12 protein-coding genes, 1 pseudogene and 1 riboswitch are annotated in these 14067 nt (G+C 38.7%); of the genes and pseudogenes, 3 read left to right on the top strand and 10 right to left on the bottom strand.

Annotated features, from left to right (window positions below):
* Window positions 1-5: 5 nt before the first annotated feature.
* Window positions 6-143 (bottom strand): hypothetical protein, encoded by a 138-nt coding sequence (locus BAOM_RS24625; protein ID WP_164853280.1) that lies wholly within the window; start codon window positions 141-143, stop codon window positions 6-8.
* A 23-nt stretch (window positions 144-166) separates the two neighbouring features.
* A riboswitch (cyclic di-GMP riboswitch) is annotated at window positions 167-250 on the bottom strand.
* A gap of 198 nt (window positions 251-448) precedes the next feature.
* Between BAOM_RS24625 and BAOM_RS18055 the strand changes: the two genes are divergently transcribed.
* Both BAOM_RS18055 and BAOM_RS18060 read left to right on the top strand, forming a co-directional pair.
* On the top strand, window positions 449-1789 hold the full coding sequence (locus BAOM_RS18055; protein WP_127761472.1) for an arsenic transporter: 1341 nt from the start codon (window positions 449-451) through the stop codon (window positions 1787-1789).
* A 39-nt stretch (window positions 1790-1828) separates the two neighbouring features.
* Window positions 1829-2497, top strand: a complete 669-nt coding sequence (locus BAOM_RS18060; RefSeq protein ID WP_127761473.1) for a DUF2642 domain-containing protein — start codon at window positions 1829-1831, stop codon at window positions 2495-2497.
* Between the two features lie 233 nt (window positions 2498-2730).
* Here BAOM_RS18060 and BAOM_RS18065 read toward each other — a convergent pair whose 3' ends face one another.
* Window positions 2731-3582: a hypothetical protein gene (locus BAOM_RS18065; protein ID WP_127761474.1), complete on the bottom strand. Its 852-nt coding sequence runs from the start codon at window positions 3580-3582 to the stop codon at window positions 2731-2733.
* 249 nt (window positions 3583-3831) lie between these two features.
* Here BAOM_RS18065 and BAOM_RS18070 point away from each other — a divergent pair, with 249 nt between their 5' ends.
* Complete coding sequence (locus BAOM_RS18070) at window positions 3832-5016, top strand: MFS transporter (RefSeq protein ID WP_127761475.1); 1185 nt, start codon at window positions 3832-3834, stop codon at window positions 5014-5016.
* An 84-nt stretch (window positions 5017-5100) separates the two neighbouring features.
* On the opposite strand, the gene BAOM_RS18075 is transcribed toward BAOM_RS18070, so the two are convergent.
* The 8 genes and pseudogenes from BAOM_RS18075 to BAOM_RS18110 form a co-directional block, all read right to left on the bottom strand.
* The gene (locus tag BAOM_RS18075) at window positions 5101-6957 is read right to left on the bottom strand and encodes a S8 family serine peptidase (RefSeq protein WP_127761476.1); all 1857 of its coding nucleotides are present in this window, start codon (window positions 6955-6957) and stop codon (window positions 5101-5103) included.
* Window positions 6958-7085: 128 nt separating this feature from the next.
* Window positions 7086-7793 (bottom strand): ABC transporter ATP-binding protein, encoded by a 708-nt coding sequence (locus BAOM_RS18080; protein WP_127761477.1) that lies wholly within the window; start codon window positions 7791-7793, stop codon window positions 7086-7088.
* Window positions 7793-8575: an ABC transporter ATP-binding protein gene (locus tag BAOM_RS18085; protein WP_127761478.1), complete on the bottom strand. Its 783-nt coding sequence runs from the start codon at window positions 8573-8575 to the stop codon at window positions 7793-7795. The genes BAOM_RS18080 and BAOM_RS18085 overlap by 1 nt, the downstream gene beginning before the upstream one ends.
* Window positions 8550-9512 (bottom strand): branched-chain amino acid ABC transporter permease, encoded by a 963-nt coding sequence (locus BAOM_RS18090; protein WP_127761479.1) that lies wholly within the window; start codon window positions 9510-9512, stop codon window positions 8550-8552. Before BAOM_RS18090 ends, BAOM_RS18085 begins: the two co-directional genes overlap by 26 nt.
* 13 nt (window positions 9513-9525) lie before the next feature.
* Window positions 9526-10403: pseudogene (locus BAOM_RS18095) on the bottom strand (branched-chain amino acid ABC transporter permease).
* 84 nt (window positions 10404-10487) lie between these two features.
* On the bottom strand, window positions 10488-11675 hold the full coding sequence (locus BAOM_RS18100; RefSeq protein WP_127761480.1) for an ABC transporter substrate-binding protein: 1188 nt from the start codon (window positions 11673-11675) through the stop codon (window positions 10488-10490).
* Window positions 11676-11960: 285 nt separating this feature from the next.
* Entirely contained in the window at window positions 11961-12728 is a 768-nt protein-coding gene (locus BAOM_RS18105; RefSeq protein WP_127761481.1) for a tRNA threonylcarbamoyladenosine dehydratase, read from the bottom strand.
* Window positions 12729-12837: 109 nt separating this feature from the next.
* Entirely contained in the window at window positions 12838-13980 is a 1143-nt protein-coding gene (locus tag BAOM_RS18110; RefSeq protein ID WP_306821273.1) for a M20 family metallopeptidase, read from the bottom strand.
* Window positions 13981-14067 lie beyond the last annotated feature (87 nt).

Consider the following 14067-nt stretch of genomic DNA (forward strand, 5'->3'; position numbering starts at 1 on the left):
TCTAATTACAATGACCCTAATAAAATAGTCAATGATGAAATCAGGATTACTGTAAACAATAGATAAGAGGCAATAAAAATTTTCTTATTTCGCAATTTTCTTTCGTAAGCTTCTTCAGCTGTAACCCAACGTTGTTTTGACATCAATAATAACTCTCCTTACGTTTGATGATAACTGGCTGACTTCACCATAGGTAGAAGCCCCTCTAGTTTTGCGTCATTACTTTTCAGCAATTTTGCCTTTCTTCTAAAATATCGTCCCTTGCATGCAAATGTTTAATAGATTCATGAGCGGAATTTTAAAATATTAGGATAATGACGGAAGCTTGTCTTATCCATAACGCATATATTATAGGGAAAATGGATATAAAGGAGGTTTGTAAGATAGTGACATTCGCCGAATTATTTATAACTAGGTTCTATGAACAACCACTAAGGGAGAGGAAAACGTGCTTGACTTTACAAGCTTATTAACCGTTTTAGCCTTTTTATTTACAATCGTGTTTGTAATGTGGCGGCCAAAAGGGGTAAATGAAGCTATTCCAGCGACGATTGGCGCTGTTCTCATTTTGATGACAGGCAGTGTTTCTATTTCAGACCTATGGCAAATTACCGAAACCATTGGCGGTGCAGCCATCACTATTATAGCAACAATTGTAATGGCGCTAGTTTTAGAGAGTTTTGGTTTTTTTAAATGGACAGCTGAATTATTAGCCCATCAAGCAAAAGGTTCTGGGATTCGCTTATTCTGGTATGTAAACCTCTTATGCTTTCTCATGACGCTATTCGTGAATAATGATGGTAGTATTCTCATTACAACCCCGATTCTCATTCTCCTACTCAATAATTTAGGTGTGAAGCATCATCAGAAAATTCCGTACTTGTTATCTGGTGCCCTCATTGCAACTGCCTCAAGTGCTCCAATTGGTGTCAGTAATATCGTCAATTTAATCGCGCTCAAGATTGTTGACATGGATTTGTACATGCAGACCGCCATGATGTTTGTACCTGCGACAGTCGGTTTATTATTCCTTGTTCTGCTTCTATTTCTAATTTTTTACAATAAACTACCGAAAGTGATTCCTACGAAAGTGACAGGCATGGTAACTGGTTCATATCATCCTCTTAAAAATTCAACCTCCTTATTAACGAAGCAAAATACTCGCTTTATGCTTAAAATTCTTCTATTTGTATTAATCGTTCGTATCAGCTTATTTCTAGCCTCTTACTACGGCATTCCTGTCTCCGTTATGGCGGTACTCGGCTCTGTTGTCCTACTCGGATGGCGTTGGTTTTATTTAAAAGTATCGCCAATTGATGTGCTAAAAAGAACACCTTGGTATATTCTTGTCTTTGCCTTTAGTATGTATGTCGTAATCTACGGGCTGCATAATATTGGCTTAACAACATTGTTGATTAAAATCATGGACCCAATCGTTTCTGGAAGCTTACTGCATGCAAGTGTCATGATGGGTGGATTACTATCCATTCTCTCCAATATTTTTAATAATCATCCAGCATTGATGGTCGGTACGTTAACTTTAATGAATATGAATCTTGACCCACTCACATTAAAAGTCTCCTATCTGGCAAACGTAATCGGTAGCGATATGGGATCACTGCTTCTCCCTATGGGAACATTAGCGACCATTATGTGGATGCACATTGTCAAAAGCAGCGGAATCAAGATTACGTGGAGACAGTATATGAAGGTAACCTTTATCGTCATTCCCCCTGCCACACTTTTAACTTTAGTTCTCTTATACTACTGGGTATCTTGGCTATTTTAACAACAACATTTTATAAAAGAATAGGAGCTACAATGAATTATGAATCATTTTCATCACCTAATCGGTAAAACAATAAATGTAGAGATATCAGGGAAAATAGAGATATTTGGGCAACTTGTCGATGCTGGATTAGATATTCTCGTTCTCTATAATGGACAATATTTCTATATCCCCATTGTTCATATTCAACGAGTCAAGCTAGACACTCAAAATATATTAGAATTAGCAGCGGACTTTCAGCCAGAACAGCCTATTACAACAAACTCAGAATCCATCTCCTTTCGAAAGATTCTCACTAATGCGAAAGGAACTTTTGTCCAAATCTATATTGAAGGAAATAAAACGATTCATGGCTATTTAACAAGCATTATGAATGATTACTTCGTCTTCTACTCTCCTGCCTATAAAGTCATGTTTATCTCCATGAATCACTTAAAGTGGTTAATTCCATATAGCAAAAATTCTGCCCCTTATTCATTAAATAATGAATTTCTCCCTGTTAACCCTACTTCAATTGCATTAGCTAGATCTTTTAGTGAACAGTGTAAAAAACTTGAAAATAATATGGTCATCTTAGATGGCGGTGATCATCCCGAGAAAATTGGTCTACTTCAAAAAGTACAAAATCAACAATTGACACTCATAACTGCGGAAGAGGAAATCGTCTATTGGAATTGTCAGCATCTCAAAACGCTTCATTTGCCATAATGTCCAAGCTAAAAGTTATGTCACTATTGAGGTTTGACTGATTTCGATCGCCTCATAGGACTTAATTTAAAAAGAAAGCTTTGGTACAGAGTACTATTCATTTTGGAATCATTTATGCAAGACTTTGATCTGACACAAATGATTCTAAAACCGTATGATCAACAATATTGCTTAACAAGGCCAAAAAGAAAGTACAACAACGAGCATGTTGTTGTACTTTTATTACTTATTTATCACTGTCCAATCGTTGAATTTCTCATAATATTCTCGATTAACATACGTCTAATTGTAGAGTTTCTTGCAGAGGTTCTTGCAGGGGTGCTATTTACAGGCTGTGTATTACTTTGAGTAATTTCAGGCTGGATAATGTTTTGAGTAGTATTATCCATATTTTCACCATTTTCTTCCTCTTCAACTGCTACTTTCTGAGCAACAAAGTTAATCGAATCATTTGGTACATAGATAACTTCTTTATGTTTCACAAGTACAGAATATTCGTCATTTACTTCAATCAATATACCTTCTACTTTATCTGGTCCATGATTAACCGTAGTCCATTGTAACAGAAGAGACCTTAGCAAATCTGTAAATAAGTCACTACCGCCAAATGCAATTGTTGGTAACACCTCTGAAAAATCAGATTCGGTTGTAGAAAGACTCTTGATTTGATCAAGTCGATAGAAAACAAGTCCCTTTTCTTCTGTTGTCAAAGCAATGTATTCGGACTTAGCATCAAGTAAGTAGCCTTTACTAGAAGATGGTCCTCCTCCATTTACTTGAACATAGCCCAATTGCAGAGACTGCACTAATTCTTGAAACGTATCAGGATAAATAATTGTTTCCTGTGCCGCTAGTCTTGTGTACAGATTCTCGATTGATACTGTGCTATTCTTCGTATTATCAATCACGCTTTTTAATTGTGTTAATGGATAATACACAACTTGTTGATCTTCCGTTTTCAACACCAAATAATCACTTTGCACCGCCAAAAGCTCACCTGTTCTTGAATGTGGTCCTCCTTTAAAAACGGTCACAGTTTTACTGACTAACTTCTCAAGGTATGATAAACCCACTTTATCTGCCATATTTACCTTGCCTCCAAATAGTTATTTATACTTTAGGGATATTTATAATGCATGTATATGCGCCTTTAATCAATTCCGCTATCTGCTATTAACCCATTTTAGCGGAATTCGTTTGTTAGCCCAGTAAAAACTTAATCATGGAGATGCATTGATTCGAATAAAAAACTCAACAATTCAATTCTCAATCATTGGTAAATTTCATGCATTTTTAGTAAAATAACGGCATCTATAGATTGAAGGTGAATGTGTATGGCTGAATCTTTGGTGAAAGAACACGTAAGTAGCAAGGAAAAAATCTGGACACGGGATTTTATTTTAATTTGCTTAGCTAACTTTTTTGTATTTCTCGGCTTTCAAATGACCTTACCGACTATTCCACTTTTCGTTGAAAGTCTTGGTGGAAATGATCGCCTCATTGGCGTAGTTGTCGGCATTTTCACTTTTTCCGCCCTGCTGATTCGACCGTTTGCTGGACAATTATTGGAAACAAAAGGTCGACGCTTTGTTTTTCTAGCTGGATTAACGATTTTCATCTTCACTATTGGCGTTTTTGGCTTTACCACAAGTTTGATCCTGCTCTTTGCTATACGTGTCATTCAAGGTATAGGCTGGGGATATTCGACAACAGCATCTGGCACCATCGCAACAGACCTTATTCCAGCCAAAAGACGCGGCGAAGGAATGGGGTATTACGGATTATCAGGAAATGTCGCACTTGCTATTGGTCCATCGCTTGGATTAATTTTGGTCAATATGATCTCGTTTAAAGAACTTTTTTTAATTTGTGGGCTTTTAGGTGTCATCGCCTGGATTTCCGCTTCGACCATTCGCTATAAAAAAGCCGAGCCTATTGCTATAGCAGCGAAAACAACGAAATGGAACTTATACGAAAAAAGCGCCCTTCAGCCGTCCATCCTCATCTTTTTCATTTCGGTCACGTTTGGAGGAATCTCAACATTTTTACCCCTTTATGCAGACCAACGCGGTGTGACAGGGATTCAATGGTATTTCTTTATCTTTGCCGCAGCTCTCATGACGACAAGAATTTTTGCCGGACAACTTTATGATAAACACGGACATAAAGCAATTTATATTCCATCTACGATCCTCATTAGCATCGCTATGCTGCTTTTAGCTTGGATGCCAAACAACACCGTATTGTATATCGCAGCCATCTGTTATGGACTAGGATTCGGTGCCTTGCAGCCTGCACTCCAAGCTTGGTCTGTCGAAAAAGCGGCCGCCAATCGCAAAGGAATGGCTAATGCAACGTACTTTTCCTTTTTCGATCTCGGGATTGGATTCGGTGCTATTCTATTTGGACAAATTGGATACTTTTTGGACTATCGAAGCATCTACATAACAGCTGCTTTATCCGTACTCCTATCTATTGTCATCTACATTTGGCTATTGATACGAAATAAGCAAACATAACGAAAAGGGAAGCGAATTCTACATACATTCGCTTCCCTTTTTTATTTGGAAATCACAGGAATTTACCCACAGATTATCCACAATTTAAAAAGTCACTGTGACACGTTCACTTTGGTTGTTAGCTCGATCCTGAGCATAAATACGTAAGATTTTAGCAATTTTTTGTCTGCTGATTTTGATCATGTAGCTGCCTTTAGCATTGGTTTGTTGCGTACCGATTATTTTTCCCTTTCCTCGAAAGTAGACCGTTGAATACGCTTCAGATTTTCCGGTTACCGTTATTGTTTTGCTTGTTGCTTTAATCAAGACCGTTGGCTTAACTGGCGGTGTTTGGTCGATCACTTTGATTGTTTTAGCAACGCTCACATTTCCCGCTTTATCTGTAGCTGTTATTTTGAGTAACGTTCCTACTTTTTGTTTTGTCTTCATAGTGATCGTAAACTTCCCCGCACTATTCGCCTTTGCTGCACCGAGTTGTTTTATACCAGATTTAACACGAACGGTCGAGCCTGCTTCTGCTGTACCTATGACCTTGGTTGTATCGTCCCCTACACCCTTTACTGCAGGACGAGCCGGCGATGTTTGATCAATGACCGTCAAAGTAACCGGTTCTACATTCGGTTGATCTATTTCAATATGGAGAACGGTGCCAGCTCGTTGCTTCGGAATCTTAACAGCAAAAGTATTCTGATTAACTAGATTAGCAGTCGCTAGAATCTCTTGATCCGTATAAATCGTCACCCTTCCATCTACAATACTCGTCGATACTCTTCCTTTTACAATGGTAGCGGAATCGACAATTTCATCGATCGTTAAAATCACTTGTTTCTGCTCTACAGCCGGAATAACTGCTACCGCTTTCTTCGCATCAATGCGCCCATATCCGTAATATCGATCTTTTCCTTCCACCCCTAAATCGAAAGACGTTCTATATAATTGTTGTTCAATTTGTTCATTCGTTAAGCTCGGATTAATCGACCAGACAAGAGCTGCAACACCTGCAACGATAGGTGTTGCCATAGAAGTACCTGTCATATAACCATATGTATTATAAGGTAACGTGGAATAAATACTAGTACCTGGAGCAGCAAGATCAATCGTAGACCCATAATTGGAATAACGTGCAATTTTATCGCTCCTATCTGTTGCACTTACCCCAATCACATGGTCATAAGAAGCTGGATAATCATATATGTTTTTTCCATCATTTCCTGATGCAGCAATAATAAGTAAACCCGCCTTATGAGCCCTTTGAATAGCCTCATTAAATAAAGCAGAAGGATCTGTCCCGCCCAAGCTTAAATTAATAATATCTGCTCCTTGCTTAATTGCGTAATCAATCGCTGTTATTACATCGGAATGCCTCGCATTTTCTCCATCAAAAACATTAATCGGCATAATTTTGACATTAGGCGCAATCCCTGCCCCACCATAGTCATTGTTTATAGAACCCGCAATAATTCCTGCAATATGAGTGCCGTGCTCCCCTGCTGTAATTTCTAATTTGCTATCTAATACAACGTCATAAGGAGCGATAATTCGATTCTTAAATTCTTGATGATTGATATCGAGACCATCATCAAGAATAGCAACGACAACCTCACTAGATCCTGTCGTAACGTCCCAAGCATCTTCTATTCCAACTACTTGATGATACCACTGCCTTGTATAATACGGATCACTAGCCGTAGCAGAACGGGTGATTACATAGTTCGGTTCTACTGCCTCCACATTCGGCTGTTCTTCTAATTCAGCTATAAAGTTCGCGGTTGACTTTTTAGCTGGAACATCTAACGTGACCATTTCTTCGTCGGGTTTATATTTTACAATCACTTGGCCAATGTCCGTTTCTTCTGCATACACCTCGGACCCACTCTGAAGAATGGATAGAAAACTTACAACTAAGATGAAGAATAATAGACGATTCACAAATTTGTACATTATGCTCACTCCTAGAAATATATGAATCTATTATACGCTCTATTTCCTCACCTTGGCTTTAGTTAAAAAGGACGAAACAACCTATTCTTTCACATTCAACAAAAAAAAACCGCAATAGCGGTTTCTCATTAGTGCCCACCGAGATAAGCTTTTTTAATTTCCTCACTAGCTGTTAACTCTTCCGCTTCTCCCGATAACACAATGCTTCCTGTTTCTACAACGTATGCTCGGTCCGCAATCGATAAAGCTAGATTAGCATTTTGTTCAACGAGTAAAATCGTTGTTCCTCCTTTATTAATTTCTTCTACAATATTAAAAATTTGTTTTACTAATAGGGGAGCTAACCCCATCGAAGGCTCATCAAGAAGTAATAGTCTGGGCCTAGCCATTAATGCCCGCCCCATCGCAAGCATTTGCTGTTCGCCGCCCGATAATGTTCCCGACTGCTGTTTAACTCGCTCTAACAATCTTGGAAAAAGCGTATACACTTTCTCTAAATCTTGCTTAATCCCCGCTTTATCTTTTCGTAAAAAAGCACCTAATTCCAGATTTTCTTCTACAGTCATATTCGCAAATACTCTTCGACCTTCCGGAACATGCGAGATGCCTAATTTCACAATTGATTGCGCCGCTTTTCCACCAATCGATTCTCCCTCAAATAAAATCTTCCCTTGTTTCGGCTTCAGTAAGCCCGAAATCGTCTTTAATAACGTACTTTTCCCTGCTCCATTAGCACCAATTAAGGTAACAATTTCTCCTTTGTTAATGTCCATTGAAACTCCGCGTAGTGCTTGAATGTTCCCATAATACACATTGATATCTTCAATTTTCAACATTATGACACAACCTCCTCACCCAAATACGCTTCAATCACTTTTGGGTTGTTACGAATCTCTCCGGGCTTTCCTTCAGCAATGAGCTGGCCGTGATCCAATACATAAATTCGTTCACATACCCCCATTACAAGTGACATATCATGTTCGATTAAAAGGACGGTCAAATTAAATTTTTCGCGGATAAAGGCAATTAAGTTCATCAATTCATGTGTTTCCTGCGGGTTCATTCCAGCTGCCGGTTCATCAAGAAGAAGCAATTTAGGATTAGCTGCTAACGCACGGGCAATCTCTAAGCGCCGTTGTTGACCATAAGGCAAGTTTTTGGCTAATTCATGTTGATAATGATCTAAATTAAAGATTTTTAAAAATTCAAGCGCTCTTTCATCCATTTCTTGCTCACCTTTAAAATGAGCTGGGAGGCGTAAAATAGAGCTTATCATACTGTGTTTCGCTAGCGAATGATAGGCTACTTTTACATTATCAATAACAGACAAGTCGCCGAATAAACGAATATTTTGGAACGTACGACTGATTCCTTTTTGGTTAATTTTATATGGCGGCAGTTTTCTTAAGTTCTGTCCCTCTAATGAAATACTTCCTTCTGTTGGTACATACACTCCTGTCAATAAGTTGAAGAACGTCGTTTTTCCCGCTCCATTTGGTCCAATTAATCCAATTAATTCGCCTGGGTAGAGTTCAACATTCACGTTGGACACAGCCTTTAACCCGCCAAACTGAATCCCGACAGCATCAACTTTAAGCAATGGTTTGTTCATTGTCATGCTTGTGGCCTCCTTTACGCTTAAAGAAGCTTGTAAACTCTTTCGTACCTAATAATCCCTGCGGACGATAAATCATCATAATAATTAAGACAAGACTATAAATAATCATTCGTGTTTCCGGGTAATCTTGTAGGAAAGTCGTCACAACCGTTAACAAAATAGCCGCTAATACAGCACCAGATAAGCTGCCTAGACCTCCTAGTACAACAAAAATTAAAATATCAAACGATTTCAAGAAACCAAAGTTCGAAGGCAAAATAATATAAAAATTATGTGCATACAAGCCTCCAGCAACCCCGGCTAAAAAAGCACCAATCGCAAAAGCAACTACTTTATAGTACGTTGTATTAATCCCCATAGAATCCGCTGCTGTTTCATCTTCACGAATCGAAATACAGGCGCGGCCATGCGTAGAGCTCGTAAAGTTACGAATAATTAAAATGGTCAAAAGAACGGAGGCAAATACCCATGGCCACGTCGTCAAATGGGAAACTTGCATGCCGCTCGCTCCACCAACATAATCAATATTCAGCAGAACAATTCGAACAATCTCTCCGAATCCAAGTGTTGCAATCGCTAAATAATCTCCTTTTAGGCGTAAACTTGGGATTCCGATAATTAATCCCGCAAGAGCGGCCATTAGCCCTCCAACTAGTAAGGATACAAAAAACGGCATTTCAAGCTTCATAGTCATAATAGCGGATGCATAAGCACCTACCGCCAAAAATCCAGCATGACCAATTGAAAATTGACCTGTAATCCCAATAATTAAATGAAGACTTGCCGCTAAGATAATATTAATACCAATTAACATGATTGTATTTTGATAAAAGGGATTTAATAGTCCACCGCTAATCATCGTTTGAATAATGGTAAAGAAGATACATGATAGCAAAATAGAGAGCCAAAAGCCTTTTGCTCGCTTCAAAATCGTCATCGCCTTGTCCCTCCTATACTTTTTCTTTTTTATTTTTTCCGAATAAGCCTTGTGGTCTAAAGATGAGGATTAAGATAAGGACAACAAATGCTACACCATCACGCCATAAGGAAAATCCAGCTGCGCTTACTAACGCTTCAATCACCCCTAAAAGTAATCCCCGACCATGGCGCCAGGTATAATCCCAATCCCACCAAGGACAGCCGCAACAAACGCTTTTAGTCCAGGAATGATTCCCATTAAAGGCTCGATTTTAATATAATAAATACCAAAGATAACACCGGCTGCACCCGCTAAGGCAGAGCCAATCGCAAATGTCGCCGAAATCGTGTTATTTACATTAATGCCCATTAATCTTGCCGCATCGGCATCAAAAGAGACAGCACGCATCGCTTTTCCGATTTTTGTTTTATGTACAACAAATTGCAAAATAATCATTAATACAATCGCAACAAAGAAAATTAATAGGGACTGGCTACTAATTGAAACGCCTAAAATATCAATCTTGCTCGTTGGCATAACATCTTTTGGATAGGCTTCCGGTTGCGCACCGCGAATATAAATCATCCCATATTCGATAAGCAAGGACACACCAATTGCTGTAATCAATGCAGCAATTCTCGTCGCATTTCGCAAAGGTTTATACGCAATTCTCTCGATGAGTACTCCAAAGATGGCACAGACAATCATAGAGATCAATAAAGCTGGTAAAAAAGGTAACTCTAAAATAGTAATAGAATAAAAACCGACAAATGCCCCAACCATAAATACATCCCCATGGGCAAAGTTAATCAACTTAACAATCCCATATACCATCGTATAGCCGAGGGCAATGAGGGCGTATATGCTGCCTAGTGAAAGTCCGTTCACAAGCTGTTGAATCAGTTCCATGATTTTGAACCTCCTTTATTATGATGATGGTTTTTTCAAACCCGAAATAGGAGGCCATTTCGCCCCCCCTACTCCGTCAATCTCTTATTCAGGATCGATTTTTGTCTTGAATTGTTGTTCTCCGTTTACAAATTCAAGAATAGAAGCGGATTTAATTGGATTATGTTTATCGTCTAATGTAAATGTACCTGATACTAGTTCAAGATCTTTTGTCGCTTCAAGTGCTTCTTTAATTTTTACAGAATCCGCTGAGCCAGCGCGCTTAATCGCATCCGCTAAGAAATAACCCGTGTCATAGCCTAGAGCGTTGAACGCATCCGGTGATTTATCTTTATACTTTGCTTTAAACGCTTTTACAAAATTCTGAATTTTCTCATCGGGATCACCTGAGGAATAATGATTTGTAATAAAGGTGTTATTTAAAGCGTCTGCACCGGCAATTTCAACAAGCTTAGGAGAATCCCAGCCGTCTCCACCCATAAACGGTACGTCTAATCCGGCTTCACGAGCTTGTTTTACAATTAGGCCAGCCTCTTCGTAATAACCAGGAAGGAAAACAAAGTCTGGTTTCGCTGATTTAATTCGCGTTAGTGTTGCACGGAAATCTGTATCTTTTGCAACATACGCTTCTTCAGCTACAATTTTGCCACCGTTTGCTTTAAATTGCTCAATAAACGCTTTTGCTAAGCCTTTGGAGTAATCGCTTGCACTATCAATATAAACTGCTGCACTCTTCGCCTTTACTTCTTTCGTTGCAAAGTTTGCGGCTACTGTTCCTTGGAACGGATCAATAAAGCTTGTTCTAAAAATGAAATCATTTAATTTTCCATCTTTAAATGTAATATCTGGGCTTGTCCCGCTTGGTGAGATAACCGGTGTTTGACTATCTTGTGCAATTTGCACCTGTGCAATCGTATTCCCGCTTGTCGCCGCTCCAATAATGACCGCTACCTTATCTTGTGAGGTAAGCTTTAATGCTGCGCTTGTCGATTCAGCGGCTTCCGATTTATTATCAACGGTCGTAAGCTCAATTTTCTTGCCATCAATGCCTTCCTTATTAATTTCCTCCAGTGCCAGTTCAAGCCCTTCTAAAACCGATTGCCCATATGAAGCAACACCGCCGGATAGCTCAAGATTAGCTCCAACTTTAATCGTTTCTTCTTTACCTGTAGAAGAATTACTTGCCTTTTCATCCGAGCCGGAACAACCAGCTAGTACCCCTGCCGCTAGTGATAGGGACATAAATATTCCCGCTAGCTTTTTCTTTTTCATGCAAAAATCCCCCCAACATCTTTTGTAAAAAAACACATATTAACCAAATATTTACAAATAAGTAAATATTAAAAATATTCTACCTTAAAAACTTAATTACGTCTATACCCCTATTGTTTTTTTCTATCAAAATAGGGGAAACAAGGAATTCCATATGAACTTTTTCATTAGAAATACTATTCTCTAGCTCATCTACAAATCCAGTTTTATTATTGAACACTAATATTTACGAATCTTTTTCAAATAAAAAAACTGACCCTGCTTATAGAGTCAGTTCAACTATATTTATTTCTCGTCGCTTACACGGCGAATATCAATATCACGAACGATATCTCGAACTACCCAGCTTGCGGAAATTAATCCTGCCACTGAAGGAACAAATGCATTGGATGATGGCGGCATTTTCGCTTTACGAATTTTTGCCTCATCGTTACCAACCACTTTTCGAACATCTTCACGAATGACAATTGGACTTTCATCAGAGAAGACAACAGGAATCCCTTTTGTAATGCCTTCTTTACGAAGTTTGGTACGAATCACTTTCGCCAGCGGATCGGTATGTGTTTTAGAAATATCCGCAATTTGAAAACGAGTTGGATCCATTTTATTGGCAGCACCCATGCTGGAAATCATCTTGATATTACGCTTTAAACATTCTTTCATCAAATGTATTTTATACATAATCGTATCAGACGCATCAATGACATAATCTAAGCCATAGCTGAAAAACTGTTCATATGTTTCTTCTGTATAAAACATTTTTAAAGCAATAACTTCACAGTCTGGATTAATTTCTTTTACGCGGTCGCGCATCAATTCAACCTTTTGCTGTCCAACTGTTGAAAGCAGGGCATGAATTTGTCGATTAACATTTGTAATATCTACATCATCTTTATCGACTAAAACAAGACGTCCAACACCGGAACGTGCTAAGGCCTCTGCTGCAAACGAGCCGACTCCGCCAATACCGAGTACAGCGACCGTTGAATTTTTTAATAAGTTTAAGCCTTCCTGGCCTAAAGCTAATTCATTTCGCGAAAATTGGTGCAACATTATTCTCAACTCCAATAAAATTACTTATAAAGTCAAGAATATAACATAACTACAGTACATGACAAGTTAAAATGAAAAGCCAGCCTATCGGAATGATTCCCGCTCTAAATTATTCCGACAGCTTTTGGATAACAGTCGCTAATAATAACGTTCGTTCCAATAAACTCGAGATGACTAAATACTCCTCTTCACTATGAAAGAAACCACCAATTGGCCCGAGCCCATCAATCGTCGCCACCCCCATAGCAGATGTAAGGCAAGCATCTGAACTTCCACCTGTCGCCGTATCTGTAATCGTTAAACCAAGCTCCTGCCCCGCCTGCTTAATTACGGATAGCAGAGCCTCTGTTCTTTGGCTTTTTTCCATTGGAATTCTCTCTATTTTCCCGATTACATTTGTTTTTGTCCCAGCAATATAATTTGTTGCACAAATTTTTTCAATTTGTTCTTTCAAAGGATTGATTTGTTTCTTTTGTGAAATACGAACATCCACCTGAGCAGAAGCTTCAGCTGCTATAGTATTGGCAGCAGTTCCACCTTGTATAAGACCAACGTTTACACTAATTCCTTCTTCATGATTCGTCAATTGTTGAAGTTTAATTACTTTATAAGCCAGTTCCTCAATGGCACTATGACCTTTTTCTGGCTCAATCCCGGAATGGGCTGCTTTACCCTCTACAAAAATTTTAAACTGCCCTCCCCCTCTTCTCGCTGTTACAATTGAACCATCCGGACGTGCCGCCTCTAAAATTAAAGCATATTTTTTATTGATAGCCTGATTCATAATAAGCGACCTAGAGGTTGGAGACCCAAGCTCTTCATCACTATTTAAAACAATCTGAACGTTCTGGTATCCCTTTTTTCCTTTCTGCTTCATGCAGGTTAGTGCATAGACTAACTCCACTAAGCTTGCCTTCATATCAATTACACCCGGACCATATGCACAGCCGTCCTTCATTGTAAATGGCCGTCTTTTTGCCGTTCCTTCTGGAAAGACTGTATCCATATGACCAATAATGATAATTTCAGGTTGTACAGCATCACGATGTTGGATAACTAGATGATTGCCATGCGCTTTTTCTTCTACTACCTCTACGATAAAACCAAGACGCTCAAATTTTACTTTTAGTAACCCGCTTATTTCATCAATCCCCGACTTTATGTGAGAACCGCTATCTATATTTACGATTTGTTCTAAAAAATGAAGCATTTCTTGTTTCTTTGCGTTCAATAGATCCTTCAAGATGCCCACTCTTCTCTTCACTTGTTATCGTTATTATATATGTACGAAAGTTTACCAGGAATGTGCTGTTATATTATGATTATTTACTTTTATCTA

The organism is Peribacillus asahii (assembly GCF_004006295.1).
GTDB lineage: Bacteria > Bacillota > Bacilli > Bacillales > DSM-1321 > Peribacillus > Peribacillus asahii_A.